Consider the following 20,006-nt stretch of genomic DNA (forward strand, 5'->3'; position numbering starts at 1 on the left):
AAGGACTGCGTCGGGTCAAGTCGGATCTTTCAAAACGGAAAACGTCCCACAGGAAGCTCTCAGCACTCGACCACGTTCACGGCAAGCCCGCCCGTCGAGGTCTCCTTGTACTTCTCGCTCATGTCCATGCCAGTCTGGCGCATGGTTTCAATACAGGCGTCGAGCGGCACGAAATGGCTTCCGTCACCCTTCAGCGCCAGAGATGCCGCCGTCACGGCCTTTACGGCGCCAAGCGCATTGCGCTCTATACACGGCACCTGGACGAGGCCTGCAATGGGATCGCAGGTCATGCCGAGGTGATGCTCGAGGGCAATCTCCGCAGCATTTTCGATCTGCTCCGGCGAACCGCCCATAACGGCGGCGAGACCTGCAGCAGCCATCGCCGCAGCCGACCCGACTTCACCCTGGCAACCGACTTCGGCACCGGAGATCGAGGCATTGTGTTTGATGATGCCGCCGATCGCTGCCGCGGTCAGAAGAAAGGTACGGATGTCTTCCTGCGTCGCGTCGTCGTGAAAATGCAGATAATAGCGAACCGTGGCTGGAATGACCCCAGCGGCACCGTTGGTCGGCGCGGTCACGACACGGCCGCCACCGGCATTCTCTTCGTTGACCGCCATCGCGTAAACAGACAGCCAGTCATTGGCGAGAAGCGGGTTGAGCCGGTTGCTACGCCATTCCTCGTTCAGCCGGTCGTGGATCGCCCGCGCACGGCGCTTCACCTTGAGGCCACCCGGCATGATGCCGTCCACCTTCAGACCGCGATCGATGCAATTCTTCATCGCGTCCCAGATCCGGTCGACACCTTCGTCGAGTTCGGCCTCGGTCACCTTGGTCAGCTCGTTGGCGCGTTTCATCTGAGCGATCGTCAGGCCTGAACCGTGCGACATTTCGAGCATCTGTTTGGCGGACGAAAATGGATAGGGCACGCGCGCATCGCTTGCCGTCTTCTTGGACGCCCGCATTGCCTCCAGTTCGGTGTCGGTCACGACAAACCCGCCGCCGATCGAATAGTAGATGCGCTTCAAGAGCAGTCGTCCGTCCCGATCCAGCGCCGAAAAGCTCATGCCGTTGGCATGGCCGGGCAGCGGCTGCTTCTTGTCGAAGATCAGGTCCGTTGCCGGCTTGAACTCGTAGCTGGGGTGGCCCGGCGGGGTGACGCGACCGGTGCGTTCGACGTCTGCAATGATCGCGTCCATCCGATCGGGATCCACGCTGTGCGGCTCTTCGCCGACAAGACCGAGGATAACTGCCCTGCCCGTTCCGTGCCCAATGCCGGTAAAGGCAAGCGACCCGTGGAGGCTGACCTTCAGCGCCGCGACGGCAGCACCCGTCGGGCGTGGCCAGTCATTGGAAAGGAGGAGCTCCAGGAAACGATTGGCTGCCGACATCGGCCCCATCGTGTGCGAGCTGGAAGGACCGATACCGATTTTGAAAACGTCGAAAACTGAAAGAAACATGATTGTTCACGGGACCGTTTGTTTGGGCAGAGGCTACGCCAAACCTGAGTTCGGCTCAGGCGATCACCCGACATCCGCTTGGACACGAGCGACATGCATCACAGAGACACGCTCTACAGATAGGTGTTGCAAAAACCTATACCAGGCACACGCCTCTTGCCCGGACACCCGAAACAAAGCAAGACGAAACGAGGCATACACGATTTGTGGCGAGACCCATGACGACTGCGGACTATATCGCGCTGGCACTGTTTCTCGCCCTCTGGGCCCTTTATTCCTGGCTCACAGCGGGGTCTGGCAGTCGCTTTTTCCCCCGCTTGAGCCTTAACCGGGCCATGGCGGAGCGGCGTCGGAACTGGATCTACAACTCGCTTCGGCGCGATCTCAAGATGATCGACACGCAAATCCTGGCCGGCCTGCAGAACGGGACGGCCTTTTTCGCCTCGACCTCGATCTTCGCGATTGGTGGCTGCTTTGCGCTGCTTGGCTCGACCGACAAGGTGGAGGACGTGTTCAGCAACCTGCCCTTCGTCTATTACGGCGGGCGCACCGCGTTCGAGCTCAAGGTTGCCGGTCTGACGGTGCTGTTCGGCTATTCCTTCTTCAAATTCGGCTGGGCCTACCGTCTGTTCAACTACTGCACCATCCTGTTCGGCGCCTTGCCGATGATGCACGACACGAATGCTGATCGTGCCAAAGCTGAGATCGCCGCAGACCAAGTCATCCAGATGAACACGATCGCCGCCGGCCACTTCAATGCCGGCCTTCGGGCGCTGTTTCTTTCCATCGGCTACCTGGGCTGGTTCGCCGGGCCCTATATGTTCATGGCGATGACCGCGATCGTGGTCTTCGTTCTGACACGCCGCCAGTATTTCTCCGACGCCCGTCTCGCGCTGATGGACCCGGTGAGCGACACCAAAGACAAACAAGAGCGGGACATGCGAACGTGACATCATCAGAGATCCAACCCAATGCCTCCCGCGTGCCGCGCATTGTCTTGATCGATACGCTGCGCGGCGTGGCACTGATCGCCATGGCGACCTATCATTTCACCTGGGATCTCGAATTCTTCGGCTATCTCGATCCGGGAACAGCGACGCAGGGTTTCTTCAAGATCTATGCGCGACTGATCGCCAGTTCGTTTCTGTTTCTCGCGGGCGTCAGTCTGGTCCTTGCGCATACGCCGCAGATCCGCTGGCATTCCTTTGCGAAACGCCTCGGCATCGTTGCCGGCGCAGCCCTTGCCATCAGCGTCGCAACATTCGTCGCCTTTCCGGGCGAATGGATCTATTTCGGGATTCTGCATAACATCGCCCTGTCGAGCCTTATCGGCCTGGCGTTCCTGCGGCTTCCTCCGGCGCTCACGGCTGCGGTCGCCGCGATGATCGCTGTTCTGATTCTGGTCGATTACGTCGCTATGCCGGGAACTCTCGATTCGGCTCTGTTCGACACGCGCTGGCTTGCCTGGATGGGCTTCGCCGAGGCTCCGCCCCGTTCGAACGATTACGTGCCGTTGTTTCCCTGGGTTGCCGCTCTTCTTGCAGGCGTCGCCGCAACCAAGTTCCTGATGACACGAAACGTGCTGCCGCGCATTGCGAAGGTCCAGACAAGACAGAACCTACTCTCAAAGGCCGGTCAGCACAGCCTGCTGATCTATCTCGTGCATCAGCCGATCCTGATCGCTCTCGTCTATCTCTTCTCGCTGGTCCACCCCGCTCCGCCGCCGGATGTCCGCAAAGGTTACATCTTGAGCTGCGAGAGGGGCTGCGTAGAGAGTGCCGACGCCAACATCTGCCGCGCGTTCTGCACCTGCACGGCCGATCGGCTGATTGCCCAGCACCTCATGACGCCCATGCAGTCAGGCGTGATCACACCACAAGACGACCGTATCCAGATGATCGCACAGGAATGCGCCATCGCTTCGCCGCCTCCCTGAGAGTTCAGGTGCCGACGCCGATTTCGGCGAGACGGGTCAGGCAGGCCTCCTCGACATTGTCGAGTTCGAGCAGCGTTTCCTCGATGTCCTTGCGCTTCTGGCGCAGGTCATCGCGCTTCTCGTCGACCTTCTTCATCAGAAGCTTGAGCTGGCCCATTTCGCCTGGAGGCTCCTTGTAGATCTGGACGATCTCGCGGATCTCCGCGATGGAAAAGCCGATGCGACGTCCACGGAGAATTTCCATGATCAGACGGCGGTCTGCAGCCCTGAAAAGACGCGTACGTCCGCGGCGCTCCGGATGGATCAGGCCCTCATCTTCATAGAAGCGCAAGGTGCGCGTGGAAACGCCGAACTCGCGGGTCAACTCGGTGATGCTGTAATATTTGTTCACGGCCACATCCTGACATTTCTGCCTCAAATAATTGACTTTTACGTAACAGTCAATTTTTCGGATGTTTGCTGCTCTCGTTACCCGATCGCAAACCACCAAGTGGCGAGGCCCAGAAACGAGAAGAACCCGGTCGTGTCGGTGATCGCGGTCACAAAGACCGCGGAGGAAACGGCGGGATCCGCCCCTGCCCGGTTGAGGAGAATCGGAACCATCAGACCGGCGCTGGCTGCCGCGACCATGTTGATGAGCATCGCCGTCGCAATCAGTCCGCCGATATTCGGATCCTGAAACCAGAAGCCCGCCACCAGCCCGACGAGTGTGCCGATCAGACACCCATTGATCAGGCCGACGCAGATTTCACGCCGCGCGACGCGCCAGGCATTGTGGATATCGAGATCGCGGGTCGCGATGGCGCGCACCGTGACCGTCATCGTCTGCGACCCCGCATTGCCGCCCATGCCGGCGACGATCGGCATCAGGATCGCGAGTGCGACCACTTCTTCGATCGTAGCCTCGAACAGCGAGATCACCGACGCCGCCAGGAAAGCGGTCAGGAGGTTGACGAGCAGCCAGGGCACGCGCGATCGAGAGATATCGACGACGGTGTCGGACAGTTCTTCATCACCGACGCCGCCGAGGCGCATGATGTCTTCTTCCGCTTCCTCCTGCATCACGTCGACGATGTCGTCGATCGTCAGCACCCCGACCAGCCTGCCGTTTTCATCGACGACGGCGGCCGAGAGAAGGTCGTATTGCTCGAAGAGCTGTGCTGCCTCTTCCTGATCCATATCGGCGGGGATCGGATAGTTGGTCTCCCGCATGATCGTCTCGATCTTCACCTGCCGGTTGGTGCGCAGGATGCGGTCGAGATAGATGACGCCGAGCAGCTTGAAGGTCGGGTCGATGACGAAGACCTGCGTAAAGCTTTCCGGCAGGCCTTCATCTTCGCGCATGTAATCGATCGTCTGGCCCACCGTCCAGAACGGCGGCACGGCCACGAATTCGGTCTGCATGCGGCGTCCGGCCGAGCTTTCCGGATAGTCGAGTGCCCGCCTTAGGCGAACCCGTTCCGTAAACGGCAGCTGCGCGAGGATCTCTTCGCGATCCTCCTTGTCGAGATCTTCGAGAATGTAGACCGCGTCGTCGGAATCGAGACCGCCAATACCCGCAGCGATCTGCGCGTTTGACATATGCTCGACGATCTCCATACGGATCGCCTCGTCCACCTCGGTCAGAGCCGTCAGGTCGAAGTCGGTGCCCAGCAGCCGAACCATCGCCCGGCGCTGGTCGGGCATGATCGATTCGAGAAGGTCGCCGAGTTCGGATTCGTGCAGGCGCGCTACATGCTGGCGCAGGTAGAGAACATCGCGATCGGCGATTGCTGCCCCGACCCTCGCGAGGAAATCGGGACGAACCGCGCCTTCTTCGGTATAGATGTCGTGGGCCGGTTCGTTGGCCTTGCTGCGACCGCGGGTCTCTTCGCCGATATCGCTCATTGCCGCCCTCGCTATCCGCATCTCGCAGGTTGAAGATAACGGCAGAAACTGATTTTCAACAACCAGATAACCGTCTTAGATCGAACGCGTTTGCCGCTTCATTCCAGCTAGAGCAAATGGTCGGGATGGTCCAGTGCGCAATGGTCAAACATCTGTGGCGAAACGGTTCTCGCCATGCCAATGGGAACGCTTGAGAGACGAGGAAGGATAACGAATGGCACCCCTGACGATATTGCGATATCCGGATCCCGGCCTGTCAAAGCCGTGTCAGCCGATTACCGTGTTCGACGCAGCACTCGAGACGTTCGCGCAGGATCTGCTCGCCACCATGCGGGCTGCACCGGGCGTCGGAATCACCGCCGCGCATGTCGGGGTTCACATCCGGCTTGTCGTGCTCGAACTGTCGGCGAAAGACGGTCCGCGCTTTTATACCAACCCGGTAATCCTTTCGTTCGGTGAACAGCCCATGCGCTACACCGAGGGAAGCGTATCCATGCCAGGTGCGACCGAAGAGGTCGAGCGTCCCGCCATGATCCGGTTCCGCTATCAGCGCCTGGACGGGACGCACGCAGAAGAGGACGCCACGGGCTTTTACTCCGTCTGCATGCAACATGAGATCGACCAGCTGGACGGCGTCTTCTGGCTGAAGCGTCTATCGAGGTTGAAACGCGACCGGTTGGTCCGCAAGTGGGAAAAAGGTCGGTAGAGGAACCAAGGCTGTTCCTGACGGTTATCGAGGCAACCCTCTACCGACTGACGAACCTTACGGAAGGAACCACAATGCCCGCCACCCGCAAGCCCGACGATGTTTCCCGCGAAGAAGATTTCCGCGATTACGACGACCGCAACATCGACGAAGGCTGGCCTTATGACGATGCAGCCGGTGCCGGTGCGCGTCCGGTCGGCAACGCCGCCTATGGCGAGCCTGCTGCGAACTTCGAAAGCGATCGTAACGAAGGCTACCAGGTCGAAGGCATCGAGGCCGACGGGCAGCAGGAACGGCTTGTCGACAGCGATACGCCCGCAACGATCGGGGTCGAAGAATCAGACGATCTTGAAGAGCGCATCACGGACGCGATCGAATCGCTCGATATCGCCATGATGGATGCCATCGACGTGCATGTCGATGACGGAGAGGTCACGCTCGAAGGCCTGGTCGACGAGGCATCTGCCGTGCGCATCATCGCTGCCAAGGTAAAAAGCATTTCCGGCGTGAAATCCGTCGTCAACAACCTGCGCGCTGGCGGCGTCGATGGACGTATGCCCGACGAGGACTGAGGCTCGCACGCCGGTCGTTATGACCGTCGCCTCTAACCATCAGACGATTGAACAGGTCACCGTGAGGTGACCTGTTCTCGTTCGTTCACAGTCGGGCCGAAGATCTGCTCGAAAGCCTCACGAAGCCGGATATCGACATCCGTCATCATGACCGGCAGGCCGAGATCGACGAGGCTTGTGACGCCGTAGCCTGATATCCCGCAGGGCACGATGCCGGAGAAATGCGACAGGTCGGGCTCGACGTTGAGCGACAGGCCGTGGAAGCTCACCCAGCGGCGCAGGCGAATACCCAGTGCGGCGATTTTGTCCTCGGTGACCGACCCGTCGAGCATGGCGGGCTTGTCCGGCCGCTTTACCCAGACACCAACTCGATCCTCGCGCCGCTCGCCGCGAACGTTCATCATGTCGAGCGTCTGGATCACCAGCTCCTCAAGGCCCGCCACATAGGCTCGAACGTCCTGACGCCGGCGCTTCAGGTCCAGCATGACGTAGGCAACGCGCTGGCCCGGGCCATGATAGGTGTATTCTCCGCCGCGACCCGTCGCAAATACGGGAAACCGATCCGGCTCGATGAGGTCGGCGGTCTGGGCGCTGGTTCCTGCAGTATAAAGCGGCGGATGCTCCAGCAGCCAGACGAGTTCGTCGGCATGGCCGTCGGCAATGGCTGCAACCTCCGCCTCCATCGTGGCGATCGCCACGTCGTAAGGCACGAGTTCGTCCGAAACCCGCCATCTTACGGGCGGAGAGTCAGCTTGCGGCAGCATGGAGAGATTGAGATCGGTGCGTGTCAGCATGGCCAGTCTTCTGTCAAAAGCGAACAAGGGCGGCAAGAGGCCTGTTTTCCGGGACTTTATATAAGGTTATCCCCAACCCGTTTAAATCCTTCAAAAATCTGTCACGACGCACTTGTGCACCCCAAATCCTTTTGCTACATGCTCGCTCGCCGGAGCAATTCGGCTCTACCACGGATGCGGTCGTGGCGGAATTGGTAGACGCGCAGCGTTGAGGTCGCTGTGGGGCAACCCGTGGAAGTTCGAGTCTTCTCGACCGCACCAAAAGAACCCGGCTTCGGCCGGGTTTTTTCGTTTCTGGCGCCAAGCGACGTTTCAAGCCTCGTCATGATCACCAAATTCACATCTTCAGAAACGAATTGACTTCTTGCTGCTTCCGGAACATAAACAGAACAACACAGGAGCGTAACATGGCAACCGCAGAAAAATTCATCGTTCTCCAATTCAAGAAGAACCGCGGCCATATCGTCCCCGGTGAAATGCGCCAGGCCTCGAACGCAGCTTCGGCCGAGAAGATCGCGACGGCCATGTCGGTGCGCGTCATCGGAGTCGCTGCCTATTCGGTAATGGTGGATGAAGAGACCGGCGACATGACCTCCCCGCGCCTTCTCATCGAACACGGCGAGACCACGGAACTCGCGGCCTAAGATACCGCGACCTCTGTATCTGAGCATCGGATATGTTTTACGGTGCTTGCAGCGCCAAGCGTTGCTGATGTGCCCGCACCTGCGGCTTGCCGACAAGGTCAGCCTGTGTTTGAACTCAGGTTCAATTGAAAGCGCAGGCCAATGCCCCCAAAGACTTCCGAAAACCCGCTCAAGGGCATGGCGATCATGGCCTCGTGTATGGCCATTCTGCCTGTCATGGATGCCATCGCCAAATACATGGCGAATTTCGAGCACATGTCGCCCGGACAGGTCACCTTCTATCGGTTCCTGTTCCAGTTCCTGAGCCTGCTGCCGCTGGCACTGCTTACCGCCCGGTCGCTCATCCATGCGAACCGCCCGTGGATGAACCTGTTGCGCGGCACGTTGCATGCGTCGGCAAGCCTGATGTTTTTTGCCGCCGTCAAATATATGCCGCTTGCCGATGTGTTCGCGATCTACTTCGTTGAACCCTTCATGCTGACGATGATGTCGGCCATTTTTCTCGGAGAGAGGGTCGGCTGGCGGCGCTGGCTTGCCATCGTCGTCGGATTCGGTGGTGCGATGATCGTGATCCAGCCGAGCTATTCGATATTCGGCTGGACGGCGCTTCTGCCGGTCGCCTGCGCCTTTCTCTTCACGCTCTATCTGTTTCTCAATCGCGCCATTGGTGAGAGTGATTCGCCGCTGGTGATGCAAACTATCGCCGGCCTCGGCGGCACCGTCTTCATGGGCCTCGCGATGACGGCCGGAAGCGGTTTCGGCGTGACCGACTTCGAGCCGTCCTTGCCCGCCTCCGCGCTCGGGTTGCTGCTGCTGGTCGTATTGGGGTCGATCTCGGGATACATGCACCTCCTCGTCGTCAAGGCGTTCAGGATGGCACCCCTGTCGCTGCTCGCACCCTTTCAGTATTTCGAGATCATTTCGGCGACCGTCCTTGGCTATGCGCTGTTTGGTGACTTTCCGACGGCATCGAAATGGTTTGGCATCCTCATCATCGTGGCCTCGGGCCTGTTCATCATCTGGCGCGAACATGCGCAGTCGAAACAGCTGGTGCCTGCGTGACCTTCGTTGACAACAACCATCAAACATCGTGAAAAGACCTCATGAGCCAAGACCCGATGTCCCCTGACAATCCCATGCTTCTGAGCGGATATTCCAATGTTCCGCCGGGAATGATCGCGACCGTGGTAACCTGTCTGGAGATGCAGGAACGACCGGAACCGGGTTCGATGCCGCCTGTAGGATCGCTTACCGTCGAGCACTGGCCGTCGCCGTCGATCGAGGATTATCGCGCGCTCTACAGGTCGGTCGGCGAACACTGGATGTGGACCTCGCGCCTCATCATGGATGACAGCGAGCTTGCCGCTATCCTTCAAGACCCATTGGTCGAAGTTCACGCCCTGATGGACGGCGATCGCGCGGTGGGGCTGCTGGAACTCGATTTTCGCAAGGAAGGCGAATGTGAGATCGGCTATTTCGGTCTTGCCGCCGGTACGATCGGCAAGGGGGCCGGCCGGTTCCTGATGAATGCTGCTATCGAAAAGGCGTGGTCGCGCCCGATCTCGCGCTTGTGGGTTCACACCTGCCACCTTGATTCGTCTCAGGCTCTGCCATTTTACCAGCGCTCCGGCTTCAAACCCTTCAAGATGATGGTCGAAGTCGTCGATGATGTGCGGCTGACGGGGTTGGTGCCGCGCAGCGCATCTCCGCAGGCGCCGATCATCGAGCCCTGACCGATCACCCGATTGCGACTATTCATACCGTCTTCCGGCTTGAGCCCGGACCACTTGCCGTGCAAAAGTCCCGGCAGAATCTTTTAGATAAAATGGAGTGACACCATGGATGTCCGCGCCGCCGTTGCCGTTCAGGCTGGCAAACCGCTCGAAGTGATGACCGTACAGCTGGAAGGCCCTCGCGCCGGCGAAGTGCTGATCGAGATAAAGGCGACCGGCATCTGCCACACCGACGATTTCACCCTGTCGGGTGCGGATCCGGAAGGCCTCTTCCCCGCCATCCTCGGCCATGAGGGCGCCGGCATCGTCGTTGATGTCGGACCGGGTGTCACCTCGGTCAAGAAGGGCGACCACGTCATTCCGCTCTACACGCCGGAATGCCGCGAGTGCTATTCCTGCACCTCGCGCAAGACCAACCTTTGCACCTCGATCCGCACCACGCAGGGCCAGGGCGTGATGCCTGACGGCACCAGCCGGTTTTCGATCGGCAAGGACAAGATCTACCACTATATGGGTTGTTCGACATTCTCGAACTTCACCGTTCTGCCCGAGATTGCCGTTGCCAAGGTCAATCCCGACGCGCCCTTCGACAAGATCTGCTACATCGGCTGTGGCGTCACGACGGGCATCGGCGCCGTCATCAATACGGCCAAGGTGGAGATCGGTTCGACAGCGATCGTCTTCGGTCTCGGCGGTATCGGCCTTAACGTTCTGCAGGGTCTGAGGCTTGCCGGCGCCGACATGATCATCGGCGTCGACATCAATCCCGACCGCAAGGAATGGGGCGAGAAGTTCGGCATGACACATTTCGTCAACCCGAAAGAGGTCGGCGAAGACATCGTGCCCTATCTCGTCAACATGACCAAGCGCAACGGCGACCTGATCGGCGGCGCCGACTACACGTTCGATTGCACCGGCAATACCAAGGTCATGCGCCAGGCGCTCGAATCGTCGCATCGCGGCTGGGGCAAGTCGGTCATCATCGGCGTTGCCGGCGCCGGTCAGGAGATCTCGACCCGTCCGTTCCAGCTGGTCACCGGCCGCAACTGGATGGGCACGGCCTTCGGCGGCGCCCGTGGACGCACCGACGTGCCGAAGATCGTCGACTGGTACATGGAAGGCAAGATCCAGATCGATCCAATGATCACCCACACGATGCCGCTCGAAGACATCAACAAGGGTTTCGAGCTGATGCATTCGGGCGACAGCATCCGTGGCGTGGTGGTCTATTGACCACCCTGCCGTCCTACACGACCGATGTGCGGAGACTGGAAGAGTTCTCCGCACTCGACCTCTATGCCATGCTGAAGATGCGCGTGGACGTGTTCGTCGTCGAGCAGGAATGCCCCTATCCGGAACTTGACGGCAACGATCCGGCCTGTCTGCATCTGCGTCTTCTTGACGGCCGCGATCTGCTGGCCTGCGCCCGCATCTGGCGGCCGGAGCCTTCGGACAATCCGCGCATCGGCCGCGTTGCCGTCTCGCCGGATCATCGGGGCAAGCGGCTCGGCGAAGCGCTGATGCGCGAAGCGATCACCGTCTGCGAACAGGCCTATCCCGGAGAAACGATCGAGATTTCCGCGCAGGCGCATCTTCAGAAATTCTACGCCTCGTTCGGCTTCTCGCCGATATCAGAGGAATATCTGGAGGACGGTATTCCGCATGTGGACATGCTGAGGGCAAAGCCTTGATCTATGTCGATGCTGATGCCTGCCCCGTGAAGGCGGAAATCCTTAAAGTCGCTGAGCGTCACGCGTTTGAGGTGACGTTTGTTGCCAATTCCGGCTTGCGTCCGTCCCGCGATCCGATGGTGAAGAACGTCATCGTCTCGGCCGGTTTCGACGCCGCCGACGACTGGATTGCCGAGCGCGCCGGCCCTGCCGACATCGTCATTACGGCCGACGTGCCGCTTGCCGTGCGTTGTGTGGCCGCCGGTGCCTTTGTCACGGGACCGACCGGGCGCGTGTTCGACGAGACCAATATCGGCATGGCGAGCGCCATGCGCGATCTTGGCCAGCATCTGCGCGAGACGGGCGAAAGCAAGGGCTATAACGCAGCCTTCTCGCCACGCGACCGATCCAAATTCCTGGAGACGCTGGACAGGCTCTGCCGGCGCGCCAAATCAAACGGCTAGACCGCGCTATCAAAGCGGTACGGGAGGGCGGATGTCGACACAACAGAGCAAGGCATCGCTGTGGCACTGGCGCCGCCGCCGGCATGGGCCCTTCTTCGTGTCGGCGATCGTCGCAGTCGTCGCGTTGCCTGTGCTGATCTGGCAGCTGCCGGAGCTTGCCGCAGCGCTGACGGCGATCGTCTTTTTCGTCGTCTATCTTGGATTCATGGCATTCCGAATCCCGCATCTGGACGCCGACCGCTTCGAGAAAAGCGGCCAGAACACCGACGAACCGGCACCGCTTATCCTGGCCGTCACGCTTGCAGCGGCGGCGATTTCGTTGGTGACGCTGTTTGAAGCGATGAACGACAAGCAGACGTCAGGTGCGTTGGATGTGATGGTCGGCTTTACCGCCGTCATTCTCGGCTGGTTTTCGCTGCACATGATGTTTGCCCTACACTACGCCCACCTTTACTGGCGCCCCGGCGACGACAAGGTCGAGGGCCCGGTTGGCGGCCTCGACTTTCCCGGAACCGATCGTCCGGGCGGCTGGGAGTTTCTCTATTTCGGCTATATCATCGGCATGACCGCCCAGACGTCCGATGTCGCGATCACGGCGACCGACATGCGCAGGATCAATCTCCTCCACTCGGTCGTGTCTTTCTTTTTCAACACGGTGCTGGTAGCCGCTGCGGTCAATGCCGTCGTTTCGCTGGCCGGCTGAAGTCCCAACATCGAGGAACATGACCGATGAAGATCATCTCACAGAACACCGCATTTGGCGGCATGCAGGGCGTCTATTCGCATCCGTCGGATGCCTGCAAATGCGATATGACCTTTGCCGTGTTCGTGCCGCCGCAGGCGGTGTCGCAGCCGTGCCCGGTTCTCTGGTATCTGTCGGGTCTCACCTGCACCCATCAGAACGTGATGGACAAGGGCGAGTATCGCCGGCTGGCTGCAGAGCTCGGTCTCGTCATCGTCTGCCCCGACACAAGCCCGCGCGGAGACGACGTCGCGGATGAGGCGACCAACTGGCAGATGGGCAAGGGTGCCGGATTTTATCTCGATGCGACTCAGCAGCCCTGGGCCGAGAACTACCAGATGTACACCTACATCACGCAGGAACTGCCCGCCCTCATCGGCGAACAATTCCGCGTCGACATGAGCCGTCAGGGAATTTTCGGCCACTCCATGGGGGGTCACGGCGCCATGACGATTGCTCTCAAAAACCCCGACCGGTTCAAGAGCTGCTCGGCCTTTGCGCCCATAGTCGAGCCGACAACCGCCGACTGGTCTGCGCCGGCACTCGAAAAATATCTCGGTGCCGATCGGTCAACGTGGCGGCCATACGACGCCTGCGCGCTGGTGAAGGACGGGGCGCATTTTCCGGAATTCCTGATCGATCAAGGCAACGCCGACAACTTCCTCGATAGCGGCCTGCGGCCATGGCTGTTCGAACAGGCAATCGAGGGCAAGGACATTGCTCTGACGCTCAGGATGCATGAGCGCTACGACCATTCCTACTTCTTCATCTCGACATTCATGGACGACCATCTGCGCTGGCACGCCGAGCGTCTGGCCTAGTCTCCCGTTCGAGAATCAGGACGCCCGCGCGCAATCGCTCGCGGGCGTAAAATCTCAATTCTTGTCGACTGCCCAGGCACCGGGGCCGGAGAAGACGAGATACAGGAAAATGAAGCAGAACAGGATGGCGCCTTCGCCGCCGTTCAGCGCCGGCCAGAAGCCCTTGCTGGCATGCGCCATGAAATAGGCGACGGCCATCTGGCCGGACAGGAGAAACGCGACCGGGCGGGTCATGAAGCCGACAACCAGCAAGGCGCCGCCGACCACTTCAAGCAGTGCTGCAATCAGCAGAAGCGGCGGCAAAGCACCGTCGCCCATCGGTGCCGGAAAACCGAACAACTTCATAGTGCCGTGCTCGATGAAGAGCAGGGCTGCAATGATCCGCAGCACGGCGAGCGCCTGCGGACGGTATTGTCCCAGACTATTGAAAAACTGCATGTCAAATCCCTCTCGTAGCATTGCCGCGGCTGCGCGGCAGCAAACGAGTTAAGCTCGGTTTGCCTGCGGAAATCAAATGCATTTCGTCGAGAATCAGGGCTCGAACAGGGCAGATGTGATGGTTGCGGAATGTCCGCTGCGCAGACGGAACTCGCTTGCCACCCGGTCGGCGATCTTTCTGGCAAGAGCTGCATCGGCATCCTTGTTGCCGAAGAGGAAGACCGACGTTTCGAAGGAGCCCGTCGCGACCGGTTCACCTGTCGAGACTGAGACGGCCTGAACCGTGACCCTCGCCTCCAGCCGCCGGCCGAAGACGACGGGAACGGGCGCTGCGCGGTCGATGCGAACGGAGATGATGGTTCGCGGCAGCATGCTCGGCCGCATCGTCGAGCGGACAGCCTCATCGATCAGCATGTCGGTGGCAATGACGAGGCCCTGTGGCACGTCGGGCCGTGCCGTCACGAAAGCTCCCCTGACGTCGTAGAGAAGCTTGTCGCGCACACCATCTTCCAACGGCATGCGAAACGCCATCAGCGATGGCGTCAGGGTCAAGATCAGGGCTAGGCGCAGGACACCGGAACGCATGGGGAAACTCGATACGCAGACTGTACCGATCTTCCCCCAACAGGGTTAGAGAAGGATTAAATCCGCCCTGTGGTTGCGTCAAAAACCGCAGCAGCGGCCTGCATCTCTTCGAACCGCTTTGCGCGGCGATGTTCGGCCTCGGCATCGGATCCCCAATGCTCGATTGCCCAGTCTTCCTCCAGATGCGCAAGCCGCCATGTGTCATCGACGGAGAGTTCGCCTTCGGCGAAAGCAATCGCAAGGATTGCGGAGCCCGTCAGCGATGTCACCGTGTGGAGAGACGCAAGCTCGATCGGGGACGCATATTTGCGCAACACCCCGGAAAGGGCGGCGATCGCTTCCTTAGGCTGCTCCTTGGGCATGATACCCTCGATCACCTCGAAGCGAGCGCCGATCGCGTTGGCGGCCCAGTCCAGGACCGGATCCCACTGCTCGGCCTGACGAAGCGTAAGGTTTGCAGGTGTTTCTGCGCGGTAGCACAGCATGTCGCTCGACGAGAAGCGAAGGATGTCCTCGAACACGGCCTGCGGGTCGGCGGCAATGCCGTCGATCGCGGTGTTGACGAGCCGTGTCACCGGCATCGTGCGCGGATCGATCACATCCACCTGCGATGCCCATTCGTCACGGACGAGTTCGGCAACCCGTGTGGTCGGCATTCTCAAGGCGTTCTTGGCGGGTGTCTTCACCGGCCGCCCGTCGAGAAGGATAGCAAAGTCACCCTCGCCCGCCTCAACCGAGACTTCCTTGTAGAAGCGCTTCGGCAGAGGCTTGTGCATCTGAATCTGTGCCCGCCGGGTCGGGTCTTCGTGGCTCAAACCGGCGTTCGGGTCGGATAGTATGTCGCGCATGGAAAACCCTCAGCCGATCAACGGCAGCAATTCGCTTGGATGATGGACGATGTGGTCGGCTCCGGCCTTCTGAAGCTCGCCAACCGAGGCGTATCCCCAGGAAACACCGATTGCCGTTGCACCGGCCGCCTTTGCCATCTGCATGTCGTAGATCGCATCGCCAATGACAAGAGTGTCTTCGGGCGACACGCCCGTCGCGTCGCAGCATTCGGTGACCATCGCCGGATGGGGTTTGGACGGGCAATCATCTGCCGTGCGGCTGACGACGAAATGGTCTGCATAGCCGTGCGTGTTCATGATCATGTCGAGGCCGCGACGGGATTTGCCGGTGACAGCGCCGATCAACAGGTCGTCTCGCGGTCCGATCGTCTCGATCAGGTCCTTTATGCCATCGAACAAAGGCTCGCGGAAATCGAGATCCTGGCGCACCACGGAAAAGAGCGACTTGTAATAGGCCATCATCTCGACGGCTTCTTCATCGGCATGCGGCTTGCCGTCGATGCGGGCGATCGCGATGTCGAGCGTCAGTCCGATGATCGACTTCGTCTGCGCCAATGTGGGTTCCGCCTTGCCGAAGTGACGGAAGGTGCGCAGCATCGTCTCGTGGATCAGTTCGGCGCTGTCGACCAGCGTGCCGTCGCAGTCGAACAAGACAAGCTTCATTCCTGGTCCTCCCGCCGACCATTCTCCATGTCGAAGCCCAGAAGGTTCCAGGACTGCACCATGTGCGGCGGCAGCGGAGCCGTGACCCGCAGACGACCGCCATCCGGATGCGGGATGTCGATGTGGCGCGCGTGCAGATGCAGCTTTTTCTGGATGCCGCCCGGGAACGGCCAGTTGTGGTCGTCGTCGAAATATTTCGGATCGCCGATGATCTGGTGACCGAGATGCAGCGCATGGACACGCAGCTGGTGCGTACGGCCGGTATAGGGCTCCATCTCCAGCCACGCCATCGTCTGCGCGGCGGTTTCCAGAACGCGGTAGTAGGAGACCGCGTGATCAGCGCCCTCCTCACCGTGTCTGGCGATCCGCATGCGGTCGCCGTCGGGCGTCTGTTCCTTGACCAGCCAGTTGGAGATCTTGTCCTCGCGCTTGCGCGGAACGCCCTTGACCAGCGCCCAGTAGGTCTTCTTGGTATCGCGCTCGCGGAATGCCGCGGTCAGTTTCTGGGCCGCACCGCGTGTGCGGGCAACCACTAGGACACCTGACGTGTCGCGGTCGATCCGGTGGACGAGACGCGGTTTTTCGCCTCTCTTGTTGGTGAAGGCATCCATCATCTGGTCAATATGGCGGGTCACGCCGGAGCCGCCCTGCACAGCCAGACCCGCCGGCTTGTTGAGGACGAAGACTTTATCGTCTTCATGCAGCATCATTCGCTGCAGAAGTTCGTAGTCGCCGGCGTGTTTCAGATCCTTTCCCGCGATCGGCCCGCTGTTCTTCGCGTCGGTATCCATCGGGGGAATGCGGACCATCTGGCCGGGCTCAACACGGGTGTCGCTTTTTACACGTCCACCGTCGATGCGCACCTGTCCGGAGCGCAGTAGTTTCTGTAGAGGGCCGAAGCCGAGACCCGGGAAATGGATCTTGAACCAACGGTCGAGGCGCATGCCTGCCTCGTCCGCCTCGACGCGGATATGCTCGATGCCTGCCATCAAAGCTCTTTCATCTTATCTGTGATCAGTCCTGCCCTTTAGAGCATTGCCCGCCCGAGCGCCAGCCCAGCAAAGACCGCACACAGCGACACACCAACGCTTGCGATCACATAACTTGCCCCCGCTACGGTCGCGCCGCGCTCGAACAGCGAGATGACATCCAGCGAAAAGGCCGAAAACGTCGTGAAGCCGCCGAGAAATCCAGTCACCAGCAGGAGACGCATCTCAGGCGAGGCGTTGAGGCGCCGGGCAATCACCTCGCTTAGCAAACCGATTGCGAAACAGCCGACGATGTTGACGGTCAGCGTTCCCCAGGGGAAGTTCGGCCCGAACCGGCGCAGCGTCCAGACGCCCACGAGGTAGCGGGCGACGGAACCGAATGCGCCGCCGAGTGCGACAAGTATGATATTGATCATCGAGATATCCAGAAAAGTCCTAAATCGTGCCTACCGTTAAAATGCCGGGATTTCGGTTAAATCGCGGCAAACTCGGCGCATATTACATATGTGCCGAATGGGTTGAAGGCGGTTGCTATGGTTCAGGTGACGACAATTTCGGCAAGCATGGCAGCGCTCGCCATAGAGACGTTAAGAACGCCGCCGCAACTGTCCGTCAAAGCGAGAATTGGTGAGGCCAAACGTGTCGCCGAACGCGCTTCTGCGCGTGATCAGAGTGCGACCGATCCGACGGTCACCGGGGCGATGACGCTTGCGACCAGCCTGTCTCTCGATTTCCTCGATGCCGGCCAGCAGCCTCCGCAGCAGCAGGCATCGCTTCAGATGGCCGAAGCCGCCTATCGTGACACGGAAGAGTGACCTTCAGACCCCGAGTACAAGAAGTCCGACACCCTGAATGCCGCTGAGGAAGCGGCGCCAGCTTTCGGGTATCGTGAAATACATCCGCTTGGCGAATGGACGGATGACCGGAAGCCAAGCCTGCGCGTAGAGGCGCCCTTTCCACGAGAAGGGCAGGCTATAGCCGTTCAGCACCAGTTTCTGGTTTGCCCAGGATTGTTTGTAGGCGCCATCGCCGCCGAGAAGATCGTAGGTCTTGATCCTGTTGTCGATCAGCCAGCAGACTGTCATTTCCATCTGCACCTTGCCGGCGGAGAGATGCCGCAGGCTCCAGTCGAAGCTTCCGAGATAGGCATAGTAGTGCCCTGCCCGCACGAAGCCGAGCTCGATCGCCACCGTTGCATCGCCGGCCCGCAGGATCGAAAGGCACGCACCCTCTAGCAACGCGGCATCACCCGTCAGGCTCGCCAGGAAATCGTCCAGGCCATCGAAGGAAAAACCGCTGCTGCTTCTCCCGGTCTCGCGCAGCCAGACCCGCTTCATCGCCGCACATTCGCGAACGTATTCGGCAAACCTTTGATCGGAGGGCCAGATCATCTCGAAGGTGAGTTCGCCGAGCCGCGCCAGGTGGTTGCGCCGACGGTTGCGATTGCGCTTCTTCAATTTGCCGCCGTGCGAGCGGTATGCGTCCGAGCCCGCAAACTGCGTGAGATCGAGCACGGCGCTGCTTCCGCCGTAGCCGCGGATCTTCGGCTGTGAGCGAAGCAGAAGTCCCAGCGAGGATTGATGCGGAACGGGGTGAAAGACCGCGACATCACAATCGGGCATCATCTCGATACGGGTGAGCAACTTGCCCATCAGCAATCCGGCAAGATGGGCGTCGTCGCACAGGAGATTGCAGTATTGCGAGTGGGGTGCGCCGAGGTTTTCCAACACCCTTATGCCGCTGACGGTCTGAACCATCAAAGGCCAGACTGCGACGAGACTGCCGTTGCGCCACACAGTCTCGATCCGGAATTCGAACGCGGAGCCATTGCCGGCAAAGGCTGCGACCCAGCCGCGGCACCAATCGAAACTCTGAAAATAGGTCAGCCGGTCTTCGCACCGGCTTTCAAGGGCCCGCCAGGCGTCGGCAACCGTGTCGATTTCTGCAAGCGTGCTGAGGCGTCGGTAAATGCCGGCGTCCGGCTCCGGTGCACTGGAAATATCCACGATCTTCGTCCCCACAAAGCCAACCCATCGGTAGAATAGATGGCGGAGCTAAACGAGATATTACGCCTGAGATCACATCCCGCGTGATCAGTTATGCTGGTTGCCGGGACGGAAACCCTGGACCGGGAGCGTGAGATCGAAACTGCCGGACTTCTCGAAGGTCAGCTTCAGGGGCACGCTGTCGCCCTGCTTGAAAGGAGTCGCGACTTTGGTGAACATCAGATGCAGTCCACTGGGCTTCAACTCGACGGTCTGGCCGGCTGGGACCGCAATACCACCTTCGAGCCGGCGCATCTTCATGATCTGGCCCTGCATCGACATTTCGTGGATCTCCACGGCAGGCGACAGAGGCGATGAGGCAGAGACGAGTCTATCGTCTTCGCTGCCCGTGTTGCGGATCACGAGATAGCCACCGCCGACCGGCTGGCCGGGAAGCATGGCGCGAACATAGCCGCCGGAAATCTCGAGCGTACCGACTTTGACTGTGGCGCCCGATGTGGCCGCCGGATCGGACAATCCGTGCATGTGCATGCCACCATTCCCGGAACCGGCATCTCCCGCCTGGGCATAGGATTGATCTGCCGCCGCACCAAGTGTCGCTGCAAACAGCGCCAGAGTCGCAAGAAATTTCATGACAACGCCTCCCATCGTCTTTCAAGACGACGGGTAGAGCAGATTCCTGAACGTGCGGAAAGCTTGAACCTTGGCACTCAGTCGCGATGCCTAAACCTATGGTGTACGACAAAAATCTTTGTCACGACGACATTCTCCCCTTGTCAAACCTGTCGCCTCCTCGATAATGAACCTCATACCCGTTGGGAGAAGCCGCTTCGATGCGGTGCCGAAGGAGCAACCGCCCCGGAAACTCTCAGGCAAAAGGACCACGGGCGACCAACCGGAACTCTGGAGAGTAGCAACCGTGATCGGGGGCTCGCCGAAGGGATAACAATCTCAGGCGAAAAGGACAGAGGGGGCTCGAAACAGGCGCGTAACCGCGCCCTGATCAGAGCCGGCGTGTGAGCTGATTTTACTCAGCGAGCGCCAAAAC

At 60.1% G+C, this 20,006-nt stretch carries 25 protein-coding genes, 1 tRNA gene and 2 riboswitches; of the genes, 14 read left to right on the forward strand and 12 right to left on the reverse strand.

Translation table 11 applies throughout. From position 1 onward, the window contains the following. Positions 1 to 59: 59 nt before the first annotated feature. On the reverse strand, positions 60 to 1,460 hold the full coding sequence (locus tag ASG19_RS12045; protein WP_062456997.1) for an L-serine ammonia-lyase: 1,401 nt from the start codon (positions 1,458 to 1,460) through the stop codon (positions 60 to 62). Positions 1,461 to 1,678: 218 nt separating this feature from the next. Here ASG19_RS12045 and ASG19_RS12050 point away from each other — a divergent pair, with 218 nt between their 5' ends. Both ASG19_RS12050 and ASG19_RS12055 read left to right on the forward strand, forming a co-directional pair. Continuing rightward, positions 1,679 to 2,410, forward strand: coding sequence for a DUF599 family protein (locus ASG19_RS12050; protein WP_062457000.1), 732 nt, complete (start codon positions 1,679 to 1,681; stop codon positions 2,408 to 2,410). Further along, complete coding sequence (locus ASG19_RS12055) at positions 2,407 to 3,396, forward strand: DUF1624 domain-containing protein (protein WP_062457003.1); 990 nt, start codon at positions 2,407 to 2,409, stop codon at positions 3,394 to 3,396. The genes ASG19_RS12050 and ASG19_RS12055 overlap by 4 nt, the downstream gene beginning before the upstream one ends. 4 nt (positions 3,397 to 3,400) lie before the next feature. Here ASG19_RS12055 and ASG19_RS12060 read toward each other — a convergent pair whose 3' ends face one another. Then, positions 3,401 to 3,787, reverse strand: a complete 387-nt coding sequence (locus ASG19_RS12060; protein WP_092662576.1) for a MerR family DNA-binding transcriptional regulator — start codon at positions 3,785 to 3,787, stop codon at positions 3,401 to 3,403. 77 nt (positions 3,788 to 3,864) lie between these two features. Then, positions 3,865 to 5,283 (reverse strand): magnesium transporter, encoded by a 1,419-nt coding sequence (mgtE, locus tag ASG19_RS12065; RefSeq protein ID WP_062457009.1) that lies wholly within the window; start codon positions 5,281 to 5,283, stop codon positions 3,865 to 3,867. Between the two features lie 214 nt (positions 5,284 to 5,497). On the opposite strand from mgtE, the gene ASG19_RS12070 reads away from it, so the two are divergent. Together ASG19_RS12070 and ASG19_RS12075 are read left to right on the forward strand one after the other, a co-directional pair. Then, the gene (locus tag ASG19_RS12070; protein WP_062457013.1) at positions 5,498 to 5,989 is read left to right on the forward strand and encodes a peptide deformylase; all 492 of its coding nucleotides are present in this window, start codon (positions 5,498 to 5,500) and stop codon (positions 5,987 to 5,989) included. A 74-nt stretch (positions 5,990 to 6,063) separates the two neighbouring features. Next, positions 6,064 to 6,561 (forward strand): BON domain-containing protein, encoded by a 498-nt coding sequence (locus tag ASG19_RS12075; protein ID WP_062457017.1) that lies wholly within the window; start codon positions 6,064 to 6,066, stop codon positions 6,559 to 6,561. Between the two features lie 56 nt (positions 6,562 to 6,617). On the opposite strand, the gene lipB is transcribed toward ASG19_RS12075, so the two are convergent. Continuing rightward, entirely contained in the window at positions 6,618 to 7,355 is a 738-nt protein-coding gene (lipB, locus tag ASG19_RS12080) for a lipoyl(octanoyl) transferase LipB (protein WP_062458060.1), read from the reverse strand. A 176-nt stretch (positions 7,356 to 7,531) separates the two neighbouring features. Here lipB and ASG19_RS12085 point away from each other — a divergent pair. The 9 genes from ASG19_RS12085 (at position 7,532) to fghA (ending at position 13,429) form a co-directional block, all read left to right on the forward strand. After that, positions 7,532 to 7,616, forward strand: a tRNA-Leu gene (locus ASG19_RS12085). Positions 7,617 to 7,762: 146 nt separating this feature from the next. Continuing rightward, positions 7,763 to 7,999, forward strand: a complete 237-nt coding sequence (locus ASG19_RS12090; RefSeq protein ID WP_062457020.1) for a hypothetical protein — start codon at positions 7,763 to 7,765, stop codon at positions 7,997 to 7,999. 141 nt (positions 8,000 to 8,140) lie between these two features. Continuing rightward, entirely contained in the window at positions 8,141 to 9,061 is a 921-nt protein-coding gene (locus ASG19_RS12095) for a DMT family transporter (RefSeq protein WP_062457023.1), read from the forward strand. A gap of 41 nt (positions 9,062 to 9,102) precedes the next feature. After that, complete coding sequence (locus tag ASG19_RS12100; RefSeq protein ID WP_244476149.1) at positions 9,103 to 9,732, forward strand: GNAT family N-acetyltransferase; 630 nt, start codon at positions 9,103 to 9,105, stop codon at positions 9,730 to 9,732. 105 nt (positions 9,733 to 9,837) lie between these two features. After that, a complete protein-coding gene (locus tag ASG19_RS12105) occupies positions 9,838 to 10,965 on the forward strand; it encodes an S-(hydroxymethyl)glutathione dehydrogenase/class III alcohol dehydrogenase (protein WP_062457029.1) in 1,128 nt (375 codons plus the stop codon). Beyond that, on the forward strand, positions 10,962 to 11,423 hold the full coding sequence (locus ASG19_RS12110; protein WP_062457032.1) for a GNAT family N-acetyltransferase: 462 nt from the start codon (positions 10,962 to 10,964) through the stop codon (positions 11,421 to 11,423). The genes ASG19_RS12105 and ASG19_RS12110 overlap by 4 nt, the downstream gene beginning before the upstream one ends. Continuing rightward, on the forward strand, positions 11,420 to 11,866 hold the full coding sequence (locus ASG19_RS12115; protein WP_062457036.1) for a YaiI/YqxD family protein: 447 nt from the start codon (positions 11,420 to 11,422) through the stop codon (positions 11,864 to 11,866). Before ASG19_RS12110 ends, ASG19_RS12115 begins: the two co-directional genes overlap by 4 nt. Positions 11,867 to 11,897: 31 nt before the next feature. Further along, positions 11,898 to 12,569, forward strand: coding sequence for a DUF1345 domain-containing protein (locus ASG19_RS12120; protein ID WP_062457039.1), 672 nt, complete (start codon positions 11,898 to 11,900; stop codon positions 12,567 to 12,569). Positions 12,570 to 12,595: 26 nt separating this feature from the next. After that, positions 12,596 to 13,429 (forward strand): S-formylglutathione hydrolase, encoded by an 834-nt coding sequence (fghA, locus tag ASG19_RS12125; RefSeq protein WP_062457042.1) that lies wholly within the window; start codon positions 12,596 to 12,598, stop codon positions 13,427 to 13,429. Between the two features lie 54 nt (positions 13,430 to 13,483). On the opposite strand, the gene ASG19_RS12130 is transcribed toward fghA, so the two are convergent. From ASG19_RS12130 to crcB, 6 genes are all read right to left on the reverse strand, one after another. Beyond that, entirely contained in the window at positions 13,484 to 13,867 is a 384-nt protein-coding gene (locus ASG19_RS12130) for a DoxX family protein (RefSeq protein WP_062457045.1), read from the reverse strand. Between the two features lie 93 nt (positions 13,868 to 13,960). Further along, entirely contained in the window at positions 13,961 to 14,452 is a 492-nt protein-coding gene (locus ASG19_RS12135; RefSeq protein WP_062457054.1) for a hypothetical protein, read from the reverse strand. Between the two features lie 56 nt (positions 14,453 to 14,508). After that, positions 14,509 to 15,300 carry an ATP12 family chaperone protein gene (locus ASG19_RS12140; protein WP_062457056.1) on the reverse strand — a complete coding sequence of 264 codons (792 nt, stop codon included), beginning with the start codon at positions 15,298 to 15,300 and terminating at the stop codon, positions 14,509 to 14,511. Between the two features lie 9 nt (positions 15,301 to 15,309). Further along, positions 15,310 to 15,963: an HAD-IA family hydrolase gene (locus ASG19_RS12145; protein ID WP_062457059.1), complete on the reverse strand. Its 654-nt coding sequence runs from the start codon at positions 15,961 to 15,963 to the stop codon at positions 15,310 to 15,312. Next, complete coding sequence (locus ASG19_RS12150) at positions 15,960 to 16,952, reverse strand: RluA family pseudouridine synthase (RefSeq protein WP_062457061.1); 993 nt, start codon at positions 16,950 to 16,952, stop codon at positions 15,960 to 15,962. The genes ASG19_RS12145 and ASG19_RS12150 overlap by 4 nt, the downstream gene beginning before the upstream one ends. Positions 16,953 to 16,990: 38 nt before the next feature. Further along, a complete protein-coding gene (gene crcB / locus ASG19_RS12155) occupies positions 16,991 to 17,368 on the reverse strand; it encodes a fluoride efflux transporter CrcB (protein ID WP_062457064.1) in 378 nt (125 codons plus the stop codon). Positions 17,369 to 17,485: 117 nt separating this feature from the next. On the opposite strand from crcB, the gene ASG19_RS12160 reads away from it, so the two are divergent. After that, the gene (locus tag ASG19_RS12160; RefSeq protein ID WP_062457067.1) at positions 17,486 to 17,767 is read left to right on the forward strand and encodes a hypothetical protein; all 282 of its coding nucleotides are present in this window, start codon (positions 17,486 to 17,488) and stop codon (positions 17,765 to 17,767) included. A 3-nt stretch (positions 17,768 to 17,770) separates the two neighbouring features. Here ASG19_RS12160 and ASG19_RS12165 read toward each other — a convergent pair whose 3' ends face one another. Together ASG19_RS12165 and ASG19_RS12170 are read right to left on the reverse strand one after the other, a co-directional pair. Further along, positions 17,771 to 18,958, reverse strand: a complete 1,188-nt coding sequence (locus ASG19_RS12165; protein WP_156466485.1) for a GNAT family N-acetyltransferase — start codon at positions 18,956 to 18,958, stop codon at positions 17,771 to 17,773. An 87-nt stretch (positions 18,959 to 19,045) separates the two neighbouring features. After that, positions 19,046 to 19,591, reverse strand: coding sequence for a copper chaperone PCu(A)C (locus ASG19_RS12170; protein ID WP_062458066.1), 546 nt, complete (start codon positions 19,589 to 19,591; stop codon positions 19,046 to 19,048). 173 nt (positions 19,592 to 19,764) lie between these two features. Beyond that, positions 19,765 to 19,851: riboswitch (glycine riboswitch) on the forward strand. Continuing rightward, positions 19,852 to 19,936, forward strand: a riboswitch (glycine riboswitch). Positions 19,937 to 20,006 lie beyond the last annotated feature (70 nt).

The sequence above is a fragment of the Rhizobium sp. Leaf306 genome (assembly GCF_001423425.1).
GTDB lineage: Bacteria > Pseudomonadota > Alphaproteobacteria > Rhizobiales > Rhizobiaceae > Neorhizobium > Neorhizobium soli.